The sequence below is a fragment of the Rhodococcus sp. SG20037 genome (assembly GCF_031763325.1).
Lineage (GTDB): Bacteria > Actinomycetota > Actinomycetes > Mycobacteriales > Mycobacteriaceae > Rhodococcus_F > Rhodococcus_F qingshengii.
This window is the reverse complement of record NZ_CP134497.1, coordinates 4,639,920-4,663,708: the sequence shown is the minus strand read 5'-3', so window position 1 is coordinate 4,663,708 and position 23,789 is coordinate 4,639,920. Positions and strand designations below refer to the sequence as shown.

Genomic DNA, 23,789 nt, shown 5'->3' with positions numbered 1-23,789 from the left:
CGTCACAACTGCGGCACGACCGTAATTCCGACACCGACACCGACCACGACTGAGCCGACGACGACGACTGAGCCCACGACGACTGAGCCGACCACGACGACTGAGCCGACCACGACGACTGAGCCGACCACGACTGAGCCCACGACGACTGAGCCGACCACGACGACTGAGCCGACCACGACGACTGAGCCGACCACGACTGAGCCCACGACGACTGAGCCGACCACGACTGAGCCGACCACGACGACTGAGCCGACCACGACTGAGCCGACCACGACTGAGCCGACGACGACGACGACTGAGCCCACGACGACTGAGCCGACGACCACGACTGAGCCGACGACCACGACTGAGCCGACGACCACGACTGAGCCGACGACGACGACTGAGCCGACGACGACGACTGAGCCGACGACGACGACTGAGCCGACCACGACTGAGCCGACCACGACGACTGAGCCGACCACGACGACTGAGCCGACCACGACTGAGCCCACGACCAACCCTTCGGCGTCGCAACGTCCGAGCAGCAGCGCTTCCCCCGCGACCAACGCAACTTCGCAGACCGAGAGTCCTTCGGGCCAAGCACCCTCCGAGACACAGTCTCCTTCCGAATCGCAGCCGAGTTCCGAGCAGTCGTCCGCGGTAGCGGCTCCGCCGGCTGGACCGTCTGATCCGCAGGGACCGTCAGCGGGCGGCGGAGCGCCTGCACCCTCTGCCGGTGGACCGGCAAACGCTGCGCCGGGCGCAGTCGCAGCCCCTTCCGCACCCGAGGTTCTGGCCGCACCCGCACCCGTAGCTCCGCAGGTACCGTCGAACGTTCCGAACGTCGCGGCTCCGACTGACAACCCGCAGGCATTTCCGACGGCGTTCACTCAAGGGCTTCCGCCGATTCTCAACGCCGCCGCCGTCGCCGGCGGTGTAGGCGGAATGGCAGTGGTAGCGGCCGGTGCGGGAGCACTGACTTTCCGCGGAGCATCGCTGCAGAAGGCACGATTGGCTGCCGCGCGTGCCGAATTCCTGGCACCCGGATCACAGGGAGGTGCGTGAGTCGTGCCGGACAGACGTTCACATCGCCGCGTTCTGGCCGCGGTGGATGCCGTATGCGACGCAGCAGCGTCGTCGGAGGCTGTGTCACTGCTGACGGTAGTGCAGACAGTCGCCCGCGAGCGTGGGCGCCCGATCGAGATCGATCTGGAAACCCCGCTCGCCACCGGAGTGTGCGGTCAGCGCCGAGCCTACGACGACCACGACGTCATTGTCTTGGCCCCCGGACTTCCCAATGTCGAGCGAACTCTGGCACATGAGTTGGGGCACATAGTGTTTCGGCACGAGGGTGCCGAGATCGCCGAGGCGACGCTCGAGGTCAGTGACGATTTGATCGCCTACATGTTGAGTCAACGTTCTCTGCGGCGCAACGAACCCGTGCCGATGGATGACATCGCGGAGTGGGAAGCCGAGACGTTCGCGTCGATGTTGATCATGCGTCTGCGAACGATGAGTGGCCGTGGGACACCGCTGTCGGTGTTGCGGTACGACGAGGCGATCGGATGATCTTTTGGGCTGTGGCCCTTCTCGTCTGGGTTGCAGCCGGCGCGAGACTGGGTCGAGTTGTCGCGCGCACCGCGACGCCGTTGCGAATGTCGATGGTCTTTGCAGGCTTCTCGGTCGCATTGTCGTCGACGGTCATGGTGCCGGCGGTATGGGACATCGTCGATCGCATTGCGCCGGAGCAGCATGCCGCCGCGATGATCGTCATCGTCTTGTGGACAGCGTTGTCTGCGGCCAGTGCAGTCGGCGCCGTGTCTGCCTGGCCTGTGATGTCACGTCCGGCTATGCGCGGCCTCGCCACCGTGCTGTACTCGGTGGGGCTCCTGGTGGCGATCGCGGTTCTCTTCGGCTACCCGGCGCCGGCCCTGATCTTTATCGTCGTCGCTCTGTCCCTTGTCATTTCGACGGGGCTACGGCACGTTGCGTGGGCGCCGTTGGGGCGCGGAATCGCGTTGATCGTGACCGGTTCGTCGATCCTGCTCGTCGTGGTCGTCGTGATGCTTGTCGAATCGATCGGTGGCACCGGCGCACTCGAATCGGATATCTGGACGGGCGCAGGGGTGTGGTTCATCGCTGCCTCGAGTGTTCTGATTGCGCTGGGCATCACGTGGGTGCTTCTCGAGACCTGGTTACGTGCGCGACGAGATCTGTACCGGCTGCGGCGGATGCACGCGCTTCTCGTCAAGCGATTCCCCGAGGTAGTCGACGCGGACAGCGCCGGGAGTACGTCTGTGCTGCGGGCATCGGACATGATCGCGCAGATCATGGATGCGATGTACATCCAGTCCGGCGCCGGGATGTTCGACGTCGGTGGTCAGGAACCGCCGCGGGCCGTCACTGCACACGCGGGGATTTTGGCGGGGTGGATCGCCGATCCCTTGGCCTCGGATGTGTTGGACACCAGGTGGATTGCGCCTCCTGAGAAGATGTCGGCGCGCCGCTGGGTGTTGTTGTTGGCGAAAGAACTCGATGAAACGACAAAAGTAGGTCGACGTTCGTAGTCGACCTACTCCATGTCATTGCAGTGCTCGAGATCGAGTCAGTGCTTCAGCACGGTCACATCAGCGTGACGCGTCAGGCGGAACCTCTGGCAAACCTTCACTCGCGCGGAGCTTTTCAGCCATCGTGGTGAGTAGATTCTGCGATTCTTCCGAGAGGTCGAATGCACGGCTCGAGAGGCGGCGAAGCCCGTAGCCTTGGAGCTGTGAGAGCAGTTCGAGATCGTGATCGATCTTGGCTGCGTAGATGTCGTTGAAGAAGTAGTCGGGCTTCACCTTGAAGAACCGGGCGAAGGCTGCGACTGTCTCGTCTGAGGGGTTGGTGCGCTGTCCCGAGCGGAGCTGCGAGATGTACGGCTTGGAGATCTGATGGCCGTCTTCGATGAGCGCTGCCGCAACCTCGGCGTTGGTATGGGGTTTGCGCCCCGGAGGATGAACACTGTCGAACAGTTTGTTCAATCGTTCTGCAAAGTCAGCCATTGTGAACCGCCCCGTAATCCTCTCTAGCTAGCAATTGTCCGTTCAGTGAATCCTACGGTATCACGCGGATAACCGATCGGTAGCTCACCGTAGTCTGTTTAGTGGACTAGTTGTCAAATGTGTCCGAGATTCGATTCGTCCGCCCAATGAGTGCTCAGCTATGTCTCAGCGCACATTGAGTTTCCGCCACACGGAAATGTGCAGCTACGACTGCGCTATTCGAACCTTCCAGTACTTGGCCAATCCGCCCAATATCAAACCTTTTACCCGTTTTGGCGATATTAGCTATGCGTTAGCCTGGTTTTTCACAACTATTTCGATTGAAAAACTGCAGTTCAAGCGATGTTTGAAGGTTTAGGGTCGCGATCAGGGTGGCTGGTTGCGATGTCATGCGGATCACCTCCGGGTTGAACCTTGAACGGTTTGCCGGATTGCGATCTGTGCTAGCTAAACCCTCCGGGTGGGTGCAGAATTGTGACATGAAACACACGATGAGCGATGATGAATTGCGCCGCGCAATCCGTGAAATTCAGGATCGAGCCCACGACGCACGCAAGCGTGGGGACGATGTAGCGGCGGAAGAACTCGACCGTACGGTCAAGGGCTATCAAGAGCAGATGATGCAGCGTCTCTAGTGCTCGCTGCGGTCGTCTCTGTGCGGTGTTTGCGCGGAGTACGGCCGTGTCCCGCAGGTCGTCTTGCGTGTTTCAGGGCGGCCGCACCGTGCGTGCGTAGACTTTCCCGCATGTCCACAGTACGAGTGCGGGGGAGTGTTCATCCATGTCTGTAAGGTCGCTCGACGGCAAGAAATGCCTGATCACCGGCGCCGGTAGTGGAATTGGACGTGCAACTGCGCTGCGTGCATCAGAGGTCGGCGCCGAATTGTTTCTCACCGATATCAACAGCGTCGGATTGGAAGAGACGGTCGCGATGGTCGGCGCCGGCGGCGGCACGGTCAGCATGGCGAAGGCACTCGATATCTCGGACTACGACGAGGTCGTGAAATTCGGTACCGAGATTCACACTCAATTTTCTTCGATGGATGTCGTCATGAATATCGCCGGCATTTCAGCGTGGGGAACTATCGAGAACCTCGAACATCGGCATTGGAAGTCCATGGTGGACGTCAACCTGATGGGGCCGATCCATGTCATGGAGACGTTTGTTCCACCCATGATTCGTGCCGGCAAGGGTGGACACCTGGTCAACGTGTCTTCGGCTGCCGGACTTTTGGCCCTGCCGTGGCACGCCGCCTACAGTGCGAGCAAGTTCGGCCTTCGCGGGGTGTCCGAGGTGCTGCGATTCGATCTGAAGCGGCACGGAATCGGGGTCAGTCTGGTTGTGCCGGGTGGGGTGAAGACGCCATTGGTGGGAACCGTGGAAATAGCGGGTATCGACAGGAACGACCCGCGGGTCGAAAAACTCACGCACCGGTTCGAGGCGCGTGCTGTCTCCCCGGAGAAGGTGGCGTCGTGCATTCTGCGGGGAATCGAGAAGAATACGTACCTCGTATATACGTCCAATGACATCCGATTCGGATACTGGTGGGCGCGCAAATTCGCCCTGCCTTACGAGTTCGTGATGCAAAAAGCGAACGACCAGTTCAGTAAATTGCTCAAGCGATGAGCGTTAACTCCGCCGGGACTTTTATCTAGTCGAATAGGGACCAAAGTCATGCCGAAGAGTTTTCACTTCGATATCGAATTCAAATATCCGATCGACGACGTGCATCGAACTTTGACCGACCCGAATTATTGGAAAGGCAGACTCGGAGACCTTTATGCCACCTCGGACATCGAAGTTCGAGACGGATCGATCGAAGTATCCGTGTCCGAGGAAATCGACTCCGCCTCCCTCCCGAGCCTGGTCGCCAAGGTTGCGCCGAGTCGGCTCGGTCTGAAACGGGTCGATCGGTGGGGACCTCTGTCGGACGGGCGTGCAGCAGGGTCGGTCACCGGAATCGCGCGGGGACTGCCGATCCGAATCGAGACGACGCTCGATCTCACCGCCGCCGAGTCCTGCACGCGGTTGGTCGTCGACGGAACGGCTGAGGTGAAGATGCCGATCATCGGCGGCCAGATCGAGAAGTTGCTGAAGAAGACCGTCGAGGACTTGCTGGGGCGCGATCGGGACGCCGTCGAGTCATTTCTCGCCTGAGCCTGCACCGAAATCTACTTCCAGAACGCGCGCACCCGGGCCGGCGGATGCGAGTTGATCGTGCGGGTTGGCGAGGGCGCACCCCTCCAACGAGAGGCACCCGCAACCGATGCAACCGGTGAGGTTGTCCCGTAGACGTTCCAGTTGCTCGATGCGTAGATCGAGGTGGCGCCGCCACCCGGTCGACAATCTTTCCCAATCTGCGCGGTTCGGGGTACGGCCTTCAGGAAGTGTGCCGAGGGCCTCTCTGATTTCCGACAGCGGAATGCCGACGCGTTGCGAGATTCTGATGAAGGCGACGCGTCGAAGCGTGTCTCGTTGGTATCGGCGCTGGTTTCCGCTGGTCCGGCGACTGACGATGAGGCCTTCTCGTTCGTAGAAATGCAGGGCCGAGACGGCGACACCGCTGCGCTCGGAGAGCTGGCCGGGCGTGAGTTCCTTTGCCTTCCACGACGGCATCTCCATGGCGACTACCGGTCCGTCGCGCGGTGGAGGGTGGCGTGGAGATGATGCGTCAGCGGGGTGTCGCCGTGCGCCATCCACAGGTCGTATGTCAGCGTGTCGCCCTGAACGCGCATGACTCGCCGAACGTCGTGAACCGGTTTTGCGTCGGGTGATGCTGCGAGCGTGAGACGGGTCAAGGCGAGAGTGCCTTCGGAGTCGAGGGTGCCGCGATGGATCTCGACGAATCCGGTGGGCTGGCTGACCAGCAATTCGAGCTCACCACCCGGTGTTGGGCGCAGGTATCCCGATTCCATGTGAAGCGGTCGTCCGTCGGGGAGCCCACGAGTGCGCGACGAGTAGGTGAGAAACGGTTTCGGGGTGGGCGCGAACTCGATCTCCTCGGAGTACTCGAAGTCGTCGATGGTGGGGAAATGTCCGGCTCCAGCGCCGACCCAGCGCCCGGTGAACCTCTCGATTCCGGCGCCGTTCAGCGCCGCCTGATCCGTACTACTCATTGCCTGGTCCTCTCGCCTGCGTCGGATCAGACGTTACGCGGACCGGTACGACAGCTGCTTGTCCCTGCTGGGTGGGGCCTACGGGATTAGTGTTCACTCATGAACGCTTCTGGCTCCGTCCCCCTCGGTGTCGATTCCGAGGTGGGCCGATTGCGATCGGTCATTCTTCATCGTCCTGGCGACGAGTTGAAACGATTGACTCCGCGCAACAACGACGAGCTGCTGTTCGACGCGTTGCCGTGGGTGGACCGCGCGCAGGAAGAACACGATCAGTTTGCGACCGTCCTTCGTGAGCGCGGCGTCGAGGTACTGCTTTTGTCCGATCTCCTCACCGAGGCGCTCGAGGTCAGTGGCGCAGCGAGGATCCAGGGAATCGCGGCCGCCGTCGACGCACGCAAGATCGGCCACGCGCTCGGGCAACACCTGGCCGCCTACCTGCGAAAGGTGGAGCCGAAGGAGCTTTCGTCGATCCTTACTGCAGGAATGACGTTCGACGAATTGCCGATCGATGCCGACTCGACCTCGTTGGTGCGCAGGATGCATCACGGCGGTGACTTCGTGATCGACCCGTTGCCCAACTTGCTCTTCACCCGTGATTCGTCGTTCTGGGTCGGGCCACGGGTCATCATCACGTCCTTGGCGTTGTCAGCGCGAGCTCGCGAATCCTCGATAACGGATCTCGTCTACGCGCATCACCCTCGATTCAAAGGCGTGCGCCGCGCGTACGAGTCGCACACGGCTCCTGTCGAGGGAGGTGACGTGCTGCTTCTCGCGCCGGGGGTGATCGCAATCGGTGTCGGTGAACGTACGTCACCCGCCGGAGCAGAAGCATTGGCGCGTAGCGTGTTCGACGACGGCCTCGCCCACACGGTGTTGGTTGTTCCGATCGAGCAACGTCGAGCGTCGATGCATCTCGACACGGTCTGCACCATGGTCGAGGCCGACGCGGTCGTCATGTATCCGGCCATTCAGGACACCCTGGCGGCGTTCACTCTGCGCAAGGAGGACGACGGGGTGAGTATTCGCGGTGCGACGCCGTTCCTCGAAGCGGCGGCCGACGCCATGGGAATCGGAAAACTGCGTGTGATCGACACCGGACTCGACACGGTGACTGCCGAGCGTGAGCAGTGGGACGACGGAAACAACACCCTCGCCGTCGAGCCTGGCGTCGTCGTCGCTTACGAGCGCAACGTCGAAACGAACGCCAGGCTGGAGGCCTCGGGTATCGAGGTTTTGCGAATCGCGGGTTCGGAACTGGGGTCCGGCCGAGGTGGTCCTCGGTGCATGTCCTGCCCGATCGCCCGCGATCCGCTGTAAGCCGTCGACGCTGTCAGAGAATTTCTTCCACCTTGGCTGCAGGCCGCGCGAGGACGGTGCCTTTGTCGGTGACCACGAACGGGCGTTCGATCAGAATCGGGTGCTCGATCATCGCGTCGAGGATCTCGGATTCGGATGCATCGGCGAGCCCGAGTTCCTTGTACTGCGTTTCGCGCTTGCGAACGGCTTGGCTGGGCTCGAGGCCGGCGTCGGCGAGGAGTTTTTCCAGCTCGGATCGGGTAGGCGGAGTATCGAGGTACTTCACAATGGTCGGTTCGATGCCGGCGTCGCGGATAAGTCCGAGAACAGTCCGCGACGTGTTGCACCGTTGATTGTGGAAGATGGTTGCAGATGCCATGTCCGTCATTCTGCCTCTGTGTCCGAACTCGTGGGACAAACAGGGGAACAACGGACACCTCCGGCGCGCTGCACTTGAAGTACCGACTTGTGAGGAGAAAACGATGACGGAACATCGAAGTGTGGACGAACGGCGCGTGGTCATTGCCGGTGGGCACGGCAAGATCGCGCAGCACCTGACGTACCTGCTGGCAGGACATGGTGATCGGCCGGTAGCGCTGATCCGCAACTCCGCGCACGAGGGTGCGGTCCGCACACTCGGCGCGTTCCCCGTGGTGATCGATCTGGAATCCTCCACGGTCGAGGAAGTTGCGAAGGTACTCGACGGTGCCGACGTCGCGGTCTTCGCCGCGGGCGCCGGACCTGGTAGCTCGATCGAGCGGAAGGACTCCGTAGACCGAGCTGCGGCGGTGCTGTTGGCCGATGCCGCCGAGAAAGCGGGAGTGCGTCGGTTCATACAGATCAGCGCCATGGGTGCTGGTGACGAAATACCGGAGAACACCGACGAGGTTTTTGCCGCCTACCTGCGGGCGAAGACTGCAGCAGAGGAAGACCTGAAGACAAGGACTTCGCTGGATTGGACGATTCTTCGGCCAGGCCTTCTGACAGACGACGACCCCACCGGTGAAGTCCTTCTTGCAGAGCCGCCCGTCGATCGAGGCTCTGTGCCTCGTGCAGATGTCGCCGCAGTGATCGAAGCGCTCATCGACGCGCCGTCCAGTGTCGGCAAGATATTGGTTCTGACCTCCGGCCCGCATACGATCCGCGAAGCGATCGAGGGTTTGTGAGAGAGAAGATGCTGTGACCGAGAAGATACGACGAGGGTGACGATGAAGATCGCGATCGAACACGATTCCTCCACAGCTCCGTACGACCAACTGCGGCAACAGATTATCGAGCAGGTTCACGGCGGCGGATTGATTGCGGGAACCAAGATCCCGACGGTGCGTGCATTGGCCTCGGAGCTGGGATTGGCGGCCAACACCGTCGCGAAGGCTTATCGCGCGCTCAGCGATCAGGGCGTGATCGAGACGAGGGGAAAGCAAGGGACGTTCATCGCTTCGGGGACCGATCCGGTGCAGGCGCAGGCGGAGCAGGCGGCGACCGCGTTTGCGCATAAGGTCCGCTCGCTCGGGTACTCCGACACTGAGATCGTCGCCATGGTGGAGTCGGCATTGAGAGGTGCGTGACACATTGATTAAGTTGACGCTTCAACTTAAAGCTGTCAGTCTTGGCTCATGAATTCGTCGATTGCTCGTGACCTCGGACTCCTCATCGCCCGTGTCGGCCTCGGGATCATCTTCATCGCCCACGGTTGGCAGAAGTTCTTCACCTACAAGATCGCCGGAACGCAGGCCGCATTCGAAGGGATGGGCGCCCCGCTCCCCAAGATTTCTGCAGTTCTGGCAGCATCCATCGAACTCGGTGGCGGCATCCTGCTCATCGCGGGTCTGCTGACCCCGCTCGTCGGCGCACTGCTGTTCCTCGACATGGTCGGCGCGTTCTTCATCGTGCACGCCGACAAGGGCGTCTTCATAGACAACGGCGGCTATGAACTCGTCGTCGCACTCGGTGTCGGTTCGCTCTTGATCGCTGTTATCGGCGCAGGACGCATCAGCATCGACGGATTGATCGGCAAGGGCAACGGTTGGGTTAAAACCCCAGCTTGATCGGGGTGAGAAGGCGGGTTCAACGGCTGTTGAGCCCGCCTTCCAGCTTGCTTTTGGCCCACAAAGTGACGAACGTAGTCATCTATGGTGACGAAATCTGATCGATCCGAACAAGATTCCGGGGCCAACGAAGAGCGCCCGGAGACGGGCTTTACTCGGGTAGGCGTTCGGACCGACTACGTGGTGTTTTCCGTGGCGGCCGCAGCGGTGCTGGCTATTGTCGTGTGGGGTCTCGTAGCTCCCGACAACCTGAACTCGGTAACCGGAAGTGTTCTCGGCTGGTTGGTGACGAACATCGGCTGGCTCTTCGTACTCGCAGCTTCGGCTTTCGTGCTGTTTTCCATCTACCTCGCTGTCAGTCGATTCGGCGACATTCCGCTGGGCAAAGACGGTGAGAAGCCCGAGTTCCGAACCGTCAGCTGGATCGCCATGATGTTCAGCGCCGGCATGGGCATCGGCCTGATGTTCTTCGGTGTCGCGGAACCGCTTGCGCACTACGTGACTCCGCCTCCCGGCACCGACGGTGGCGTCGGAACTGCCATGGCTACCACCATGTTTCACTGGGGTCTTCATCCTTGGGCGATGTATGCCGTTGTGGGCCTTGCCATTGCGTACGGGTCGTACCGACGCGGACGCAAGCAACTGTTCAGTTCGGCCTTCATCCCGTTGCTCGGTCGCAAAGCCGAAGGGCCGATCGGCAAGGTCATCGACATCCTGGCAATCTTTGCGACACTTTTCGGCACCGCAGCATCCTTGGGGCTCGGCGCACTTCAGATCGGCTCCGGTTTCGAGGTAGTCGGCTGGATGGAAGAAGCCGGCGTATTCCTGCTCGTGGCCATCGTTGCGGTACTGACCCTGGCATTCGTCGCTTCGGCAGTTTCCGGTGTGGCCAAGGGAATTCAGTGGCTCTCCAACATCAACATGGTGCTCGCGTTGATCTTGGCCCTCTTCGTGTTCGTTCTCGGGCCCACCGTACTGATTCTCAATCTGCTCCCGACGACCATTGGTGCATACGTTTCCGACCTCGCCCAGATGTCGGCCCGCACGGGTGCATCGTCGAATCCTGAAACCGGCGCGTGGCTTTCGTCGTGGACGATCTTCTACTGGGCATGGTGGGTGTCGTGGACGCCGTTCGTCGGCATGTTCCTGGCCCGCATCAGCCGCGGCCGCACGATCCGCCAGTTCATCGTCGGCGTCATCGCCGTTCCCACGACTGTCAGCTTGCTCTGGTTCGCGATCTTCGGCGGCGCAGGCATCGGCGAGGAACGCGACGGAATCGGCTTGTCCGGCCGAGGCTCGGAAGAGGCTCAACTGTTCGGCATGCTCGACAATCTGCCGTTGGCCGGAGTGACGACTGTCCTGGTCATGCTGCTCGTCGCAGTGTTCTTCGTCTCCGGCGCCGACGCTGCGTCGATGGTGATGGGGACGCTCTCGCAGCGCGGAACGCTCGAACCGAGTCGCTGGGTCGTGGTGTTCTGGGGCATGTTGACCGGTGGCGTCGCGGCGCTTCTGCTGTGGACCGGTGGTTCCGAAGCGCTCGACGGCTTGCAGACCATGACGATCATCGCTGCGGCGCCGTTCGTGCTGGTCATGATCGGATTATGCTTCTCGCTGTACAAGGATCTTTCGCACGACCCGATCATCATTGCGGCGAAGGAGCAGAAACGTGCTCTCCTACGCCCGCGCCGAGGACGCCGTGTGGGTAAGTCAGTGGAGTAGGACTTGAGCGGAGTAGGACTTGAACCGTGAAGGGGCACCGAACTGCGGTTCGGTGCCCCTTTTGTCGTCCGGTTATTTCCAGCTGGGCAACCACAGATGGTTCTGCCACGATTCCGGCGTGATCGGCATGGCGGTGAGTATCGGCCAGAGGTAGACGAAGTTGGCCACGACCAGACCGATGTACAGACTGACTGCCAGAAGTCCGGTGGTACGACGCTCGACGGACGCGCTCGCCTTGCCCAGTACATCGCCGAGGACCAGCGCAAATCCCATGACCATGAACGGGGCGAGTGCAACTGCGTAGAAGTAGTACATCTGGCGGTCGAGCGTCGCGAACCACGGGAGGTAAGCGGCACCGTAGCCGGTCAGGACCACGGCGTATCGCCAGTCCCTGCGCACGAACGTCTGCCAGATCGCCCACGCCAACATCGGTAGGGCCAGCCACCACATCGCCGGTGTGCCGATCAGCATCACGGCCTTGACGCAGCTGGCGGCCCCGCAACCGGTGACCTGCTCGCCGTCGGCGTAGTAGTAGAGCATCGGTCGTAGCCCCATCGGCCACGTCCACGGTTTCGACTCCCACGGGTGGTGGTTTCCGGCGGAGTTGGTCAGACCGGCGTGGAACTGGAGAACGTTTCCGCTGTAGTACCAGAGTGAACGCAGTGCGGAGGGAATGAAGCTCCATGTGCCACCCTCACCGATCTCGTTCCCGACGGCGTGACGGTCGACGCCGGTCTCGCTGGTGAACCAGGCCCAGTAGCTCGCGAGGTACACACCGAGCGGAATGATCACCAACGCATACAGAGCCGGCCCGATGTCGCGAACTGCAGTGCCGACCCATGGGCGCTGCACGCGGTAGGCGCGGCGCGCTGACAGGTCGAAGGCAACACTGAGCAATCCGAAGAACAGAATGAAGTACATGCCGGACCACTTGGTGCCGCAGGCCAGGCCGAGCAGGATGCCGGCGCCGAACCTCCACCACCGGAAACCCAGCCGCGGACCCCAGGCCGAGTCGCCGATTCGGCCCTCTTCGTATACTTTCGCCATCCGTTCGCGGACTTGGTCGCGATCGACCACCAGGCATCCGAGAGCAGCGAGGACGAAGAAAGCCAGGAAGATGTCGAGCATCCCCAGGCGTGAGGAGACGAAGGTGACGCCGTCCACGATGAGCAGGATTCCGGCAATCGCGCCGATCAGCGTGGAGCGCGTCATGCGGCGCACGATCCGGATGATCAGCAGGACCATCAGGGTTCCGACCAGGGCCGACGAGAATCGCCACCCCCAACCGTTGTAACCGAAGAGTGCTTCGCCGATCGCGATCATCTGCTTACCGATCGGCGGGTGTACCACCAATCCGTAACCGGGATTGTCCTCGATGCCGCCACCGGTCAGAACTTGCCAGCCCTGCGGAACGTAGTGCTTCTCGTCGAAGACAGGTGTGCCGGCGTCGGTCGGGTAGGCGAGCATCGTGAAGCGTGTGATCGCCGCGATAGCGGTGACGAAAGCGGTGACGATCCAGCCGCGCAATCTGTCGGTCGGGCCGAAATCAGGATCCGGTACCAGCGGGCCGGGACTACGCATTACCCGATCGCTCGTGGCGGGCGTTGGCCGCTCGTCCGTCTGCACAGTCACCTGGCAATCGTAGGCTGTCAGGTATGACTGGTCGCTTGGTACTCGCCGCAACACCCATGGGAGATGTCGGTGACGCGTCTCCGCGTCTTCGGTCTGCTCTCGCAACCGCCGACGTCGTTGCTGCGGAGGACACACGACGCACCAAGTCTCTGGCGTCCGCGCTCGAGGTAACCATCACCGGGAAGATCGTCAGTTTCTACGATCAGGTCGAGATTTCCCGGCTGCCCGCGCTGGTCGCCGACGTCGCCGAAGGCAAGACCGTCCTGCTGGTCACGGACGCGGGCATGCCGTCGGTCAGCGATCCCGGATATCGCCTTGTCGCCGCCTGCGTAGCCGAGAACCTCGCCGTCACGTGCTTGCCCGGTCCGTCGGCGGTGACGACGGCGCTGGCACTCTCCGGATTGCCCGTCGAGCGGTTCTGCTTCGACGGGTTCCCGCCGCGTAAGCAGGGGCAGCGCAAGACGTGGCTCTCTGCCTTGGCAACCGAGCAGCGAGCGTGTGTGTTCTTCGAAGCGCCTCATCGCCTTGCCGACTGCCTCGCAGATGCGGTGGAAGTTCTCGGGCCGAATCGGCGCGCGGCCGTGTGCCGGGAATTGACCAAGACCTACGAGGAAGTGAAGCGCGGCACTCTCGGGGAGTTAGCTGCTTGGGCCGCCGAGGGCGTTCGCGGTGAGATCACGGTGGTGCTCGAAGGCGCAGTGCTGGTGGCATCTGATCCTGCCGATCTGGTCGACGAGGTGGAAAGGCTGGTCGAGGGGGGAGCACGATTGAAGGACGCGTGTGCTCTGGTCGCAACGGCCGGAGTCTCCAAGCGTGAGTTGTACGAGACGGTCCTGGCCGCTCGAAAGGACTAGCGGGAGCGGTTCACGGCGGGTGCGCCGGGACGCAGGTTGGCGTCGTCGGCTGCAGCCTGGCCGGCGTGCCAGCCTTCGGCGTCCACGGACCGTCCGCGAGTCTTGCGGGTTGTCGGGAACAATCGATCGAATTCGGCGTCGACGGCCTCGGATGTGGTGGCGAGGATCGGCAGAAGATCCGCGACGTCCATCGATGCCGCGTCGGCCGCTTCGGCGGTGGCTTTGGTGCCGGCGTCACGCAGGCGGTGTCCGATGCGGCTGGCGAACCCGGCCAGGAATCCCTTGCGGAACGAGGTGGTGCGTGAGCCGCCACGATTGCTCGAGTCGGCGAATTGCATTGCACGGGTTGCCTGTACGAGCAGGGAAGTGAACAGCATGTCGACTTGCTGAAGGTCGACCGGAGTGCCGACGACGGTCGCGAGTGCAATGTCGCTGAACCAGACAGTCCTGACACGATTCGATTCGCCGATCTCGGTCAGGAGGTGAACCTTTTCCTTCACGTACGGGTTCTCGATGTGAATGCGTCGGGCATTGACGGATGTGTCGGTGACCCCGGCGCGACTGTGGAGCAGTGCGGAGTCGATGGCGTACCGGGTCATCAACTCCTGGGCCTTCGCGGTGAAAATCTCGGCTTCTTCCGCGAAGTTGGTTGCTTCCGCTTTGGCGAGTAGTCCACGAATTCGCTTGAGTACCTTGGCGTCGGCCTCGGTATCGCCGACGCCGGCATAGCTGGTATCGGTGCGTTGCGACGGCCAGGTGGATGGTGGCGCGAGCAACACCGTCCACTGAGGTAGGCGCATCCACGATCGCGCGACGTCGACGATCTGCGAAACGAGGAAGTAGGGATCCTGGAACAGAAGGCCGGCCGCGAGGGAGCGAAAAACGTCGTCGTCCACGGTGATTCGAGAAGCGATGTGCCGAGACTTCGGATACTGCTCGCCGATCGTCTGCAACTGCCCCACCCATTCGAGCGGAGCGCGATCGGAGGCGCGCGACGCCTTCGCGTCGAACAGGATGGTGGTGGCGGCGAGATCGGCGTCGGACGCTTCTTTGCTTCGACGCGCCAGATGAATCAGATCCGCCGGCTGCCATCCGCGGTCGTACGCCGCGGACAGTTCGGAAACGAGATCTCGCACCGCGGAAACGGATTGAGGGCTGACCTCCTGAGTGGACACCCGCGCTCCGTTCCATGGCAGTGTCTGCGCCGAAGCGCTGGTTCGAATGTATGTTCTATTCGTCGTCATGGCTGGAGTGTGCACGTGGGGTCCGACACATCCGCCTGTAACCGGATATCTCGGACCCCACGTGCGGCACTCTCGCTTAGCTCATTCCTCGACGAAGCGGGGGAAAACTGGCGCCGGAGCAGGCAGTTTCCGGTTCGCGTCGATGCGAACCGCAATGTCGGCGAACTGCCGGTTCTCTTCGCTCTGGCCAAGCAGATCGAGGATGCGTGACGCCGCGTCGGGCATCACCGGCTGAACGAGAAGCCCGACGATACGGACCACTTCGAGCGTCACGTACAGAACCGTCGCCATGCGTGCCGGATCCGTCTTGCGCAGAACCCACGGTTCCTGCTTGGAGAAGTACCGGTTGGTCTCGCCGAGAACGCCCCAGATGGCTTCCAGTGCGAGATGCAGCGCCTGCACGTCGAACTCGCTGCGGCACTTGGCAAGCAGGGCATCCGCCGACGCCAGCATCGCCAGATCGTCCTCGGTGAACTCGCCGGGGGTCGGTACCTGGGCATCGCAGTTCTTCGCGACCATCGTCAGTGAACGCTGCGCGAGGTTGCCCAGTTCATTGGACAGGTCTGCATTCATACGCGTCACGATTGCTTCGTGGCTGTAGCTGCCGTCCTGGCCGTACGAGATCTCGCGGAGCAGGAAGAAACGGACCGCGTCGAGGCCGTACTGATCGACCATCGCGATGGGGTCGACGACGTTGCCGACCGACTTCGACATCTTCTCGCCCTTGTTGTACAAGAACCCGTGGACGAAGACCCGCTCCGGCAGTTCGATGCCGGCAGACATGAGGAACGCCGGCCAGTACACGGTATGGAAACGCGTGATGTCCTTGCCGATGATGTGCAGGCTCGCGGGCCAGAACTTCTCGAACTCCGCCGAGTCGACGTTCGGGTAACCCACGCCGGTCAGGTAGTTGGTGAGGGCGTCGACCCAGACGTACATGACGTGGTCGGGGTCTCCGGGAACCTCGACGCCCCAGTCGAACGTGGTGCGCGAGATCGACAGGTCCTTGAGGCCGCCCTTGACGAAGCTGACGATCTCGTTGCGACGAGTCGCGGGGGCAATGAACTCGGGATGCTCTTCGTACAGAGCAAGCAAACGGTCCTCGTAGGCCGAGAGACGGAAGGTGTAGTTGGACTCCTCGGTCCACTCCACCGGAGTGCCGGTCTCCGTCGACTGACGGGTGCCGTCGTCCAGAAGCGTGGTCTCGGCTTCGGTGTAGAAGGCCTCGTCACGAACCGAATACCACCCCGAGTACGTGTCGAGGTAGATGTCGCCCGATGCGGCCATCTTTTCCCAGATCGCCTTGCTGGCGACCTGATGATCGGCGTCGGTGGTGCGGATGAACCGGTCGTACGAGATGTTGAGGACCTTGTCGAGGTTCTGGAACACGTCGGAGTTCCGAGCCGCGAGTTCGCGGACGTCGATGCCCTCTTTGATCGCTGTCTGCTGCATCTTCAGACCGTGCTCGTCGGTGCCGGTCATGAAGAACACTTCATGACCGTCCAACCGCTTGAAACGGGCGAGCGCGTCCGAGGAGATGTACTCGTACGCGTGGCCGATGTGCGGAGCGCCGTTGGGATACGCGATCGCTGTCGTGATGTAGAACGGCGATCGTTCCGCGCCTTCCGGGGCAGCGGAGTCCGGGCGCGGGGTCTGGGAGGGTGAGGCAGGCACAGTCATGGTGGGCTTACTCTATCGGGCGTGAGCAAAGACCGTCCCGCCCCCGATGCCCCTGAGCCCTTGTCGCCTCTGATCGACGCACATACGCACCTCGACGCCTGTGGTGCGCACGACGCTGCGACCGTGGCCGAAATTGTCGATCGGGCCGAGGCCGTCGGCGTCGGACGGGTCGTCACGGTGGCCGACGACCTTGATGCCGCACGCTTTGCCGTCGACGCTGCGAACTGGGATTCGAGGGTTTACGCAGCCGTCGCAATCCATCCGACCAGGGCGAACGTCCTCGATGTCGACACCAGAGCCGAGATAGAACGGTTGGCGTCCGATCCGCGGGTCGTCGCGGTGGGGGAGACCGGGCTGGATCTCTACTGGCCGGGCAAGCTCGAAGGGTGCGCCACCATCGAGGAGCAGGTCGACGGTTTCCGGTGGCACATCGACCTCGCGAAGCGTCTCGGTAAGACGCTGATGATTCACAATCGCGAAGCCGATCAGGACCTGCTGCGGGTGCTGCACGAGGAAGGCGCGCCGGAGACTGTGGTGTTCCACTGCTTCTCCTCGGATTCGGAGATGGCCCGTGCGTGCATCGACGCGGGCTACGTGTTGAGTTTCTCGGGAACCGTGAGTTTCAAGAATGCGAAGGCGCTGCGTGAGGCCGCGCTGTTGGTGCCCTCGGATCAGCTGATCGTCGAGACGGATGCGCCGTTCTTGACGCCGCACCCGTTCCGCGGTGCGCCCAACGAGTCGTACTGCCTGCCGTACACGGTGCGCGCACTCGCAGACATCCGCGGCGAGGATCCGCAGGCGCTGGCAGCAGCGTCCACGGCGACAGCGGAGCGCGTCTACAAGCTCTGACGCTATGGTGGTCTGACAGGTAACTCCGCGCCCGGGACCGTCGTGTCCCGGTTCGTCTACTGCGCGGAGTATTCAGATGAATGACCGCATCGATCCCTCCGACGTCGATCCCGACGACGTCGAACACATAGACGAACAGTCCTCTCGATCCGGCGCGAGCGCTGCGAATTTCTCGCATCCCGGGAGGGAATGAAGGCGCACAGCTTCACTGAGCCGACGCCGGTCGACTCTTCGGTCCAGATCGTCAGCGTTCATGTCGACGCGGTCGAAGTCGAGTGCTGCGGACCGTTTCCTGTAGTCGGTGAACAATGCTCGTGGACATTGACACCGCGATCGCAGGACGACGCGTTCGACGGTTGGGTTCACGGCGGGATGCCGGCGTCGGGAGTCGTGACCACGGGTGTGGTGCTCGGGATTCTCGTGGTCACGACGACGTACGAGGAAGTCGGAAGTCCACGCATGTGGTTGCCCGTCGAAGGTAGCGAGACCTATCGAAGGGTCGAGGCCAGTCCTCGGTGGTTCCGAAGGTTCGGCGACTTCGACTTCGAGCCGCAGAATCGGATCGAGACCGGGCTGGTCGTCGAATTGGCCACCACCCGTGCGCCTTTCCAGTAGTCCCCACTACCAAAAAGGCGCACAGGGGGCTTGCCCCTAGAGAACCTTCGCCAGGAAGTCCTGGGTGCGCTGCTGCTGGGGGTTGCCGAACAGACTCTCCGGCTTACCTTCTTCGACGATGTATCCGTCGGCCATGAAGATGACTCGGTCGGAAACCTCACGGGCGAAGCCCATCTCGTGGGTCACGACGACCATGGTCATGCCCTGCTTGGCGAGGTCGCGCAGCACCTGCAGAACCTCACCCACCATTTCGGGGTCGAGGGCGCTGGTGGCCTCGTCGAAGAGCATGATGTCCGGACTCATCGCGAGTGCGCGGGCGATGGCAACGCGCTGCTTCTGCCCACCGGACAGGCTGGCGGGCTTGGCATCTGCCTTCTCCGCGAGACCGACCTGGCCGAGCAGTTTGACGGCGATCTCGCGAGCCTGCTCCTTGGTCGATCGCCCGGTCTGCACCGGAGCGAGCATCACGTTTTCGACGACGCTCATGTGAGGGAACAGGTTGAAGTGCTGGAACACCATCCCGATGTGCTGGCGCACCTTGTCGATGTCGACATCCTTGTTCGTGAGGTCGAACTGGTCGACGCGCACGGATCCGGCGGTGATGTCTTCGAGGCGGTTGAGGCAACGCAGGAAGGTCGACTTGCCGGAACCGGAAGGCCCGATGACGCAGACCACTTCACCGCTCTTGATGTCGACGTCCAGGCCCTTGAGGACCTCGTTGTCGCCGAACGACTTCTTCAGTCCCTTGACCGAAATCTTGACCTCGGTGGCGGACTTGCCCATGTTGACGGCTGTTTCGGTCACTTGTTGATCCTCTTCTCGAGGCGGTTAGACAGCTTGGTGAGCGCCATGATGATGATGAAGTACATGACGCCGATGATCAGCCACATGTTGAACGACTGGAAGTTGCGCGCGATGATGATGCGCCCTGTCTGAGTGAGCTCGGCGAGTCCGATGACCGACAGGATCGACGTGTCCTTGAGGGTGATCACGAACTGGTTGATGTACGACGGGATCATCGTGCGAATTGCCTGCGGCATGATGACTTTTCGCATCGACTTCATGTAGCTGATGCCCAGGCTTCGTGACGCCTCCATCTGTCCCTTGTCGACGGACAGGATGCCGCCGCGGACGATTTCAGCCATGTACGCGCCGGCGTTGAGCGAGAGCGTGATGATGCCTGCGGTGAAGGCGGACATCTGGAAATGCAGGGCTGCCGGGATGCCGAAGTAGATGAAGAATGCCTGCACCAACAGCGGTGTGCCGCGGAAGATGTCGACGTAGGTTGTGCCTATACCTCGGACGAACATGTTGGTGGACACGCGGCAGAGACCGAAGATCGCGCCTAGGACCAGAGCGATCGCGATCGAGACGACGGAGAGAACGATCGTCAACCACAGGCCCTTGAGAAGCTGCGGGTAGGTGCTCTTGATCAAGCCGATGATGGAGTTGTCCGACGTCGACGCGCCCTGACCGAGGTAGGTCGAGACGATTTCGTCGTACTGGCCGTCGTCGCGCAGGTTCTGCAGTCCGGCGTTGAACATCTGGAGCAGTTCGGCGTTCTGGCCCTTGTTGACTGCGAAGCCGTAGCTCGCGCCCACCTCTTTTTCGGTGACCGTCTTGAGGCCGTTGCCCTGTGTGATGCCGTAGGCGAGGACGGGGTAGTCGTCGAAGACTGCGACGGAGTTCCCGGTGCGGACCTCGTCGTACATGCTGGCGGAGTCGGCGAAATAGACTGTGGTGAAGCCGTATTGGTCCTTGATGGACTCGGCGAAGCTGGCGCCCTCGGTGCCGTTCTTGACGGCGACGCGCTTGCCCCTCAGATCCTCGTACGACTTCACGTCGTTGTCGGTCTCGAGGACCGCCATCTGCACGCCCGACTCGAAGTACGGGTCGGAGAAGTCGAACACCTGCTTGCGGGCGTCGGTGATGGACATGCCCGCGATGACGCCGTCGGCCTGCCCGGCCTGCACGGCCTGCAGTGCAGCGTCGAAGCCGAGCTGCTTGATGTCGACCTTGAAGCCTTGGTCCTCGGCGATCGCATTGAGCAGGTCGATGTCGATGCCGACGAGTTTGCCGTCTTCGTTCTCGAATTCGAACGGGGCGAATGTCAGATCGGTGGCGATCGTGTAGGTGCGGCCGGGTTGCGCGCTCGCGATTCCGGGGGCGAACAGCGCTGCGATCAGCGCCAGCAGGATGGCCAGGATCGGCCACCTGGCATTACGTGGTCTGTCGAATCTTCTTCGCACTATCGCCCAGCTTTCTTCTGTCGCGCCCGGGATCGCCGGACTGCTTTGAACCAGACGAGAACATACTGCGCCCAGAGCTGAATCGATACACGGGTATCGGAGCCGGAAAGTGCAGAACACACGACACGCCGTTGCCGTTCCGTGACAAAAGTCGCATTTCGTTGTGATTTAGTTGCCGATACAACGCTCGGTCGTTACCGTATTGTGATCGAACGTCGTCTGCCTTGGGATTTCCTGTGTCGCCTTTTGCCAAGATCAACTCCACGAAGTCACCACTTCTCTATTCAGTGGTGGGTGCGTTGCTTCTGACGCTCATCGTCGGGGGTGCGCTCGCCGTGGTTCGGCACAAGACGATCACCCTCGATGTCGACGGCGACATGATTTCGCTGTCCACGATGTCGAGCAGCGTCGGTACCGCTCTCGAGGACGCCGGATACCCGGTCGATCCCAAGGACGCGCTCGCACCCAGTGCCGATTCCTCCCTGTCCGATGGCGATACCGTCGTACTGCGCCGTGCCCGTGAGTTGGCTCTGACCGTCGACGGTCAGCCGACCACCATCTGGACCACCGCATTGACGGTCGACGAGGCATTGAAGCAGGTAGATGTTTCCGACGACTTCGCAGTCTCGGCTTCGCGCTCGCATCGTCTGCCGCTCGAACGGACCGAGCTCGACGTCGTCAGCCCGAAGACCGTCAGCGTCAGCGACGGTGGCGCTCCCGCGGCGGAGGTCAAGCTCGCCGCCGTGACCGTCGGCGATCTTCTCGCGGCCAAGAATGCGCCGCTCGAGCAGGCCGACTCGGTGGTTCCCACCGCCGACACACCCGTTACCAACGGCCTGACCATCCAGGTCACTCGCGACCGCACGGACACTCGCGTCGAGACGCAGCCGATCGCGCCGCCGGAGAACAAGGTCGAGGATCCCGAGCTGGAGAAGGACAAGACCGTCGTCGAGAACCCGGGTGTTCCGGGTGAGCGCACGGCCACTGTCGAGGTCAAGACCGTCAACGGCGTCGAGGCCGGACGAACCGAACTGTCCGCGACCGTGATCAAGGAACCGGTCGCAGCAGTGGTGAAGGTCGGTACCAAGCAGGCTTCCGCTCCCGCTGTGTCCAACGCGTCGACGTGGGATGCCATTGCTCAGTGCGAGGCGACCGGAAACTGGGCCATCAACACCGGCAACGGTTTCTACGGAGGACTTCAGTTCACCCAGAGCACCTGGGAAGCATTCGGCGGCGGTCAGTACGCAGCTCGCGCCGACCTCGCATCACGTGAACAGCAGATCGCGATCGGCGAGAAAGTCCGCGCCGGTCAGGGCTGGGGTGCTTGGCCGTCCTGCACCAGCAAATTGGGCCTGCGCTGACGCGCTCACACCTCACAGAACACAGGAACCGATGTCACCGTTCGCCAAGATCAACTCGACCAGGTCGCCGTTGTTGTACTCGGCGATCGCCGCTCTTCTCCTGACGGTTCTCGTGGGTGGTGTTCTGGCCGTCGTCCGGCACAAGACCATCACTCTCGATGTCGACGGTGAGCAGATTCGCCTGAGCACCATGTCGACCAACGTCGACGGCGCTCTCGAGGACGCGGGTTACCCGATCGGTGACAAGGATGCAGTTGCTCCCGCGGCCGACGCTTCGCTGTCCGACGGCGACACCGTGGTGCTCCGTCGTGCCCGTGAGATCACGCTGACGGTCGACGGTCAGCCGCAGAAGCTCTGGACCACAGCCTTGACCGTCGACGACGCGTTGAAGCAGTTGGACGTCGCGGCGGATGTGCACGTGTCGGCTTCGCGCTCGCAGCGTCTTCCGCTGGACGGCGCCGCGCTCGACGTGCTGACACCGGTCGTCGCAAAACTGGTCGACGGCGCAAACGCGGCAGCAGACGTGCGTATCGCGGCGCCGACGGTCGGGGAGTTCCTTACCGCCAACGGCACTCCGCTCGAGCAGTCGGACACGGTGGTTCCAGCCGCCGACGCTCCACTGACCGAGGGCCTGGAGGTCACGGTGACGCGCAACCGCACCGAGAACAAGGTCGAAACCTTGCCGCTCGATCCGCCGGATCAGCGCATCGAGGATCCGACGATGAACCAGAGTCGCACGATCGTCGAGAACCCGGGCGTGCCCGGCGTGCGTGACGTGACGTTCGCCGTGAATCTCGTCAACGGTGTCGAAGCCGGACGTACCCAGGTCTCGGAGACGATCACCACACCGGCGCAGCCGAAGGTCGTGCGTGTCGGAACGAAGCCGGGCACCGAGGTGCCGCCCGTGGAGAACGGTTCGACGTGGGATGCGCTCGCACAGTGCGAGGCCACCGGTAACTGGGCCATCAACACCGGCAACGGTTTCTACGGCGGCGTGCAGTTCGATCAGAACACCTGGGAACGACAGGGCGGGTTGAAGTATGCGCCCCGCGCCGACCTCGCCACCCGTGAAGAACAGATCGCGATTGCGACACAGACCCAGCGCACTCAGGGCTGGGGCGCATGGCCGTCGTGCTCGGGTCGCCTCGGACTGGGATAAGTTCTACTGGTGTCAGACGCCGAACAATCGAACGAACCCATCGCTACTCCGCGCGGGCAGGCAGCCCTGCTCGGTCCGGTCGAGGTGCGCGCTCTTGCCGAGGAATTCGGTGTCCGGCCCACGAAACAGTTGGGGCAGAACTTCGTTCACGACGCCAATACCGTGAGGCGCATCGTCACCACGGCAGGCGTCACACGTGACGACGTCGTTCTCGAGGTAGGGCCTGGTCTCGGTTCGCTGACGATGGCGCTGATGGACGTGGTCGATCGGGTCATCGCGGTCGAGATCGATCCCAACCTCGCGGCTCGCCTGCCGAAGACGGTGGCCGAGCGAGCGCCGGAACTGGCCGATCGCCTGACCGTCGTCGATGCCGACGCGATGCGTGTGCTGCCTTCGCAGATTCCCGGCGAGCCGACCGCGCTGGTCGCGAACCTGCCGTACAACGTCGCGGTGCCGGTGCTGTTGCACCTGTTCGCGTCGCTTCCGAGTCTGCGGACCGCACTCGTGATGGTGCAAGCCGAGGTTGCCGATCGCCTGGCGGCTGATCCGGGAAGCAAGATCTACGGCGTTCCCAGCGTCAAGGCCAACTTCTTCGGCGAGGTTCGCCGCGCCGGTGCCGTCGGACGCAACGTGTTCTGGCCGGTGCCGAAGGTCGAATCCGGACTGGTTCGTATCGATCGGTACGCGGAGCCGCCGTGGCCGATGGACGAGAAGCACCGCAAGCAGGTTTTTGCGGCGATCGACGCCGCATTCGCGCAGCGCCGCAAGACTTTGCGTGCCGCGCTCAGCGGTTGGGCAGGTTCGCCTGCCGAGGCCGAACGACGGCTCCTCGCTGCCGGTATCGAGCCTCAGACGCGTGGCGAGATGCTCGACGCAGCAGCCTTCGTTCGGCTGGCTGGAGGCGAATAGCCGGTGCGCGGTTAAGGAGTGCAGGGACT

The 23,789-nt window shown here is 62.4% G+C and carries 26 protein-coding genes; 16 read left to right on the top strand and 10 right to left on the bottom strand.

Translation table 11 applies throughout. The features are described 5' to 3' along the window. Window positions 1-2: 2 nt before the first annotated feature. The gene (locus RHP72_RS21215) at window positions 3-875 is read right to left on the bottom strand and encodes a hypothetical protein (RefSeq protein ID WP_311093783.1); all 873 of its coding nucleotides are present in this window, start codon (window positions 873-875) and stop codon (window positions 3-5) included. A 178-nt stretch (window positions 876-1,053) separates the two neighbouring features. Between RHP72_RS21215 and RHP72_RS21210 the strand changes: the two genes are divergently transcribed. Further along, window positions 1,054-1,554, top strand: coding sequence for an ImmA/IrrE family metallo-endopeptidase (locus RHP72_RS21210; protein ID WP_003946241.1), 501 nt, complete (start codon window positions 1,054-1,056; stop codon window positions 1,552-1,554). After that, the gene (locus RHP72_RS21205) at window positions 1,551-2,552 is read left to right on the top strand and encodes a hypothetical protein (RefSeq protein ID WP_047272490.1); all 1,002 of its coding nucleotides are present in this window, start codon (window positions 1,551-1,553) and stop codon (window positions 2,550-2,552) included. The genes RHP72_RS21210 and RHP72_RS21205 overlap by 4 nt, the downstream gene beginning before the upstream one ends. A gap of 60 nt (window positions 2,553-2,612) precedes the next feature. Here the strand turns inward: RHP72_RS21205 and RHP72_RS21200 are convergent, their stop codons facing one another. Beyond that, on the bottom strand, window positions 2,613-3,029 hold the full coding sequence (locus RHP72_RS21200; protein WP_003946231.1) for a helix-turn-helix domain-containing protein: 417 nt from the start codon (window positions 3,027-3,029) through the stop codon (window positions 2,613-2,615). A gap of 479 nt (window positions 3,030-3,508) precedes the next feature. Here RHP72_RS21200 and RHP72_RS21195 point away from each other — a divergent pair, with 479 nt between their 5' ends. The 3 genes from RHP72_RS21195 to RHP72_RS21185 all read left to right on the top strand — a co-directional run bounded on the left by RHP72_RS21195 (window position 3,509) and on the right by RHP72_RS21185 (window position 5,186). Continuing rightward, window positions 3,509-3,664, top strand: coding sequence for a hypothetical protein (locus tag RHP72_RS21195; protein WP_003946253.1), 156 nt, complete (start codon window positions 3,509-3,511; stop codon window positions 3,662-3,664). A gap of 145 nt (window positions 3,665-3,809) precedes the next feature. Continuing rightward, window positions 3,810-4,655 (top strand): SDR family oxidoreductase, encoded by an 846-nt coding sequence (locus tag RHP72_RS21190; protein ID WP_007729029.1) that lies wholly within the window; start codon window positions 3,810-3,812, stop codon window positions 4,653-4,655. 48 nt (window positions 4,656-4,703) lie between these two features. Beyond that, complete coding sequence (locus RHP72_RS21185; protein ID WP_030536322.1) at window positions 4,704-5,186, top strand: DUF2505 domain-containing protein; 483 nt, start codon at window positions 4,704-4,706, stop codon at window positions 5,184-5,186. Here RHP72_RS21185 and soxR read toward each other — a convergent pair. Further along, window positions 5,172-5,651, bottom strand: coding sequence for a redox-sensitive transcriptional activator SoxR (soxR, locus tag RHP72_RS21180; protein WP_003946250.1), 480 nt, complete (start codon window positions 5,649-5,651; stop codon window positions 5,172-5,174). The genes RHP72_RS21185 and soxR overlap by 15 nt on opposite strands. Before the next feature lie 5 nt (window positions 5,652-5,656). After that, the gene (locus RHP72_RS21175; RefSeq protein ID WP_003946270.1) at window positions 5,657-6,145 is read right to left on the bottom strand and encodes an FABP family protein; all 489 of its coding nucleotides are present in this window, start codon (window positions 6,143-6,145) and stop codon (window positions 5,657-5,659) included. Between the two features lie 99 nt (window positions 6,146-6,244). Here RHP72_RS21175 and arcA point away from each other — a divergent pair, with 99 nt between their 5' ends. Further along, complete coding sequence (gene arcA / locus RHP72_RS21170) at window positions 6,245-7,462, top strand: arginine deiminase (RefSeq protein WP_003946210.1); 1,218 nt, start codon at window positions 6,245-6,247, stop codon at window positions 7,460-7,462. Between the two features lie 13 nt (window positions 7,463-7,475). Here arcA and arsC read toward each other — a convergent pair whose 3' ends face one another. Next, window positions 7,476-7,829 (bottom strand): arsenate reductase (glutaredoxin), encoded by a 354-nt coding sequence (arsC, locus tag RHP72_RS21165; RefSeq protein ID WP_003946209.1) that lies wholly within the window; start codon window positions 7,827-7,829, stop codon window positions 7,476-7,478. Window positions 7,830-7,923: 94 nt separating this feature from the next. Between arsC and RHP72_RS21160 the strand changes: the two genes are divergently transcribed. From RHP72_RS21160 to RHP72_RS21145, 4 genes are all read left to right on the top strand, one after another. Then, window positions 7,924-8,607, top strand: a complete 684-nt coding sequence (locus RHP72_RS21160) for an SDR family oxidoreductase (RefSeq protein WP_003946268.1) — start codon at window positions 7,924-7,926, stop codon at window positions 8,605-8,607. 42 nt (window positions 8,608-8,649) lie between these two features. Next, a complete protein-coding gene (locus RHP72_RS21155; protein WP_003946225.1) occupies window positions 8,650-9,009 on the top strand; it encodes a GntR family transcriptional regulator in 360 nt (119 codons plus the stop codon). Between the two features lie 48 nt (window positions 9,010-9,057). After that, a complete protein-coding gene (locus tag RHP72_RS21150) occupies window positions 9,058-9,489 on the top strand; it encodes a DoxX family protein (RefSeq protein ID WP_003946228.1) in 432 nt (143 codons plus the stop codon). 84 nt (window positions 9,490-9,573) lie between these two features. Next, entirely contained in the window at window positions 9,574-11,208 is a 1,635-nt protein-coding gene (locus RHP72_RS21145) for a BCCT family transporter (protein WP_003946258.1), read from the top strand. Window positions 11,209-11,280: 72 nt separating this feature from the next. Here RHP72_RS21145 and RHP72_RS21140 read toward each other — a convergent pair whose 3' ends face one another. After that, window positions 11,281-12,789, bottom strand: a complete 1,509-nt coding sequence (locus tag RHP72_RS21140) for a dolichyl-phosphate-mannose--protein mannosyltransferase (protein WP_003946230.1) — start codon at window positions 12,787-12,789, stop codon at window positions 11,281-11,283. A 74-nt stretch (window positions 12,790-12,863) separates the two neighbouring features. Between RHP72_RS21140 and rsmI the strand changes: the two genes are divergently transcribed. After that, window positions 12,864-13,694, top strand: coding sequence for a 16S rRNA (cytidine(1402)-2'-O)-methyltransferase (rsmI, locus tag RHP72_RS21135; RefSeq protein WP_003946264.1), 831 nt, complete (start codon window positions 12,864-12,866; stop codon window positions 13,692-13,694). Here rsmI and RHP72_RS21130 read toward each other — a convergent pair. Both RHP72_RS21130 and metG read right to left on the bottom strand, forming a co-directional pair. Further along, window positions 13,691-14,938: a DUF2786 domain-containing protein gene (locus tag RHP72_RS21130; protein ID WP_311093782.1), complete on the bottom strand. Its 1,248-nt coding sequence runs from the start codon at window positions 14,936-14,938 to the stop codon at window positions 13,691-13,693. The genes rsmI and RHP72_RS21130 overlap by 4 nt on opposite strands. Before the next feature lie 81 nt (window positions 14,939-15,019). Further along, window positions 15,020-16,618 (bottom strand): methionine--tRNA ligase, encoded by a 1,599-nt coding sequence (gene metG / locus RHP72_RS21125; protein ID WP_003946248.1) that lies wholly within the window; start codon window positions 16,616-16,618, stop codon window positions 15,020-15,022. A 21-nt stretch (window positions 16,619-16,639) separates the two neighbouring features. Between metG and RHP72_RS21120 the strand changes: the two genes are divergently transcribed. Both RHP72_RS21120 and RHP72_RS21115 read left to right on the top strand, forming a co-directional pair. Then, window positions 16,640-17,467, top strand: coding sequence for a TatD family hydrolase (locus tag RHP72_RS21120; RefSeq protein ID WP_054780870.1), 828 nt, complete (start codon window positions 16,640-16,642; stop codon window positions 17,465-17,467). A 189-nt stretch (window positions 17,468-17,656) separates the two neighbouring features. Continuing rightward, a complete protein-coding gene (locus RHP72_RS21115) occupies window positions 17,657-18,082 on the top strand; it encodes a DUF6578 domain-containing protein (protein WP_054780871.1) in 426 nt (141 codons plus the stop codon). 36 nt (window positions 18,083-18,118) lie between these two features. Here the strand turns inward: RHP72_RS21115 and RHP72_RS21110 are convergent, their stop codons facing one another. Both RHP72_RS21110 and RHP72_RS21105 read right to left on the bottom strand, forming a co-directional pair. Beyond that, complete coding sequence (locus RHP72_RS21110; RefSeq protein WP_003946239.1) at window positions 18,119-18,886, bottom strand: amino acid ABC transporter ATP-binding protein; 768 nt, start codon at window positions 18,884-18,886, stop codon at window positions 18,119-18,121. Next, a complete protein-coding gene (locus RHP72_RS21105) occupies window positions 18,883-20,331 on the bottom strand; it encodes an amino acid ABC transporter substrate-binding protein/permease (protein WP_003946214.1) in 1,449 nt (482 codons plus the stop codon). Before RHP72_RS21105 ends, RHP72_RS21110 begins: the two co-directional genes overlap by 4 nt. 236 nt (window positions 20,332-20,567) lie before the next feature. Here RHP72_RS21105 and RHP72_RS21100 point away from each other — a divergent pair, with 236 nt between their 5' ends. Genes RHP72_RS21100 through rsmA form a run of 3 tightly spaced genes read left to right on the top strand, consistent with a single transcriptional unit; the run spans window position 20,568 to window position 23,760 of the window. Next, window positions 20,568-21,692 (top strand): resuscitation-promoting factor, encoded by a 1,125-nt coding sequence (locus RHP72_RS21100; RefSeq protein WP_042921286.1) that lies wholly within the window; start codon window positions 20,568-20,570, stop codon window positions 21,690-21,692. Window positions 21,693-21,723: 31 nt separating this feature from the next. Then, the gene (locus RHP72_RS21095; RefSeq protein ID WP_007729017.1) at window positions 21,724-22,851 is read left to right on the top strand and encodes a resuscitation-promoting factor; all 1,128 of its coding nucleotides are present in this window, start codon (window positions 21,724-21,726) and stop codon (window positions 22,849-22,851) included. Between the two features lie 9 nt (window positions 22,852-22,860). Next, on the top strand, window positions 22,861-23,760 hold the full coding sequence (rsmA, locus tag RHP72_RS21090; RefSeq protein ID WP_311093781.1) for a 16S rRNA (adenine(1518)-N(6)/adenine(1519)-N(6))-dimethyltransferase RsmA: 900 nt from the start codon (window positions 22,861-22,863) through the stop codon (window positions 23,758-23,760). Window positions 23,761-23,789: the final 29 nt, after the last annotated feature.

Excerpts from the sequence above, each read along its gene's own strand:
- RHP72_RS21130 (WP_311093782.1), bottom strand. The coding sequence starts at position 14,938 with ATGACGACGAATAGAACATACATTCGAACCAGCGCTTCGGCGCAGACA.
- RHP72_RS21115 (WP_054780871.1), top strand. The coding sequence starts at position 17,657 with ATGAAGGCGCACAGCTTCACTGAGCCGACGCCGGTCGACTCTTCGGTC.
- RHP72_RS21200 (WP_003946231.1), bottom strand. The coding sequence starts at position 3,029 with ATGGCTGACTTTGCAGAACGATTGAACAAACTGTTCGACAGTGTTCAT.
- arcA (WP_003946210.1), top strand. The coding sequence starts at position 6,245 with ATGAACGCTTCTGGCTCCGTCCCCCTCGGTGTCGATTCCGAGGTGGGC.
- RHP72_RS21160 (WP_003946268.1), top strand. The coding sequence starts at position 7,924 with ATGACGGAACATCGAAGTGTGGACGAACGGCGCGTGGTCATTGCCGGT.
- RHP72_RS21195 (WP_003946253.1), top strand. The coding sequence starts at position 3,509 with ATGAAACACACGATGAGCGATGATGAATTGCGCCGCGCAATCCGTGAA.
- RHP72_RS21095 (WP_007729017.1), top strand. The coding sequence starts at position 21,724 with ATGTCACCGTTCGCCAAGATCAACTCGACCAGGTCGCCGTTGTTGTAC.
- RHP72_RS21190 (WP_007729029.1), top strand. The coding sequence starts at position 3,810 with ATGTCTGTAAGGTCGCTCGACGGCAAGAAATGCCTGATCACCGGCGCC.
- metG (WP_003946248.1), bottom strand. The coding sequence starts at position 16,618 with ATGACTGTGCCTGCCTCACCCTCCCAGACCCCGCGCCCGGACTCCGCT.
- RHP72_RS21155 (WP_003946225.1), top strand. The coding sequence starts at position 8,650 with ATGAAGATCGCGATCGAACACGATTCCTCCACAGCTCCGTACGACCAA.
- RHP72_RS21145 (WP_003946258.1), top strand. The coding sequence starts at position 9,574 with ATGGTGACGAAATCTGATCGATCCGAACAAGATTCCGGGGCCAACGAA.
- rsmI (WP_003946264.1), top strand. The coding sequence starts at position 12,864 with ATGACTGGTCGCTTGGTACTCGCCGCAACACCCATGGGAGATGTCGGT.
- RHP72_RS21140 (WP_003946230.1), bottom strand. The coding sequence starts at position 12,789 with ATGCGTAGTCCCGGCCCGCTGGTACCGGATCCTGATTTCGGCCCGACC.
- RHP72_RS21175 (WP_003946270.1), bottom strand. The coding sequence starts at position 6,145 with ATGAGTAGTACGGATCAGGCGGCGCTGAACGGCGCCGGAATCGAGAGG.
- RHP72_RS21185 (WP_030536322.1), top strand. The coding sequence starts at position 4,704 with ATGCCGAAGAGTTTTCACTTCGATATCGAATTCAAATATCCGATCGAC.
- soxR (WP_003946250.1), bottom strand. The coding sequence starts at position 5,651 with ATGGAGATGCCGTCGTGGAAGGCAAAGGAACTCACGCCCGGCCAGCTC.
- RHP72_RS21205 (WP_047272490.1), top strand. The coding sequence starts at position 1,551 with ATGATCTTTTGGGCTGTGGCCCTTCTCGTCTGGGTTGCAGCCGGCGCG.
- RHP72_RS21150 (WP_003946228.1), top strand. The coding sequence starts at position 9,058 with ATGAATTCGTCGATTGCTCGTGACCTCGGACTCCTCATCGCCCGTGTC.
- arsC (WP_003946209.1), bottom strand. The coding sequence starts at position 7,829 with ATGACGGACATGGCATCTGCAACCATCTTCCACAATCAACGGTGCAAC.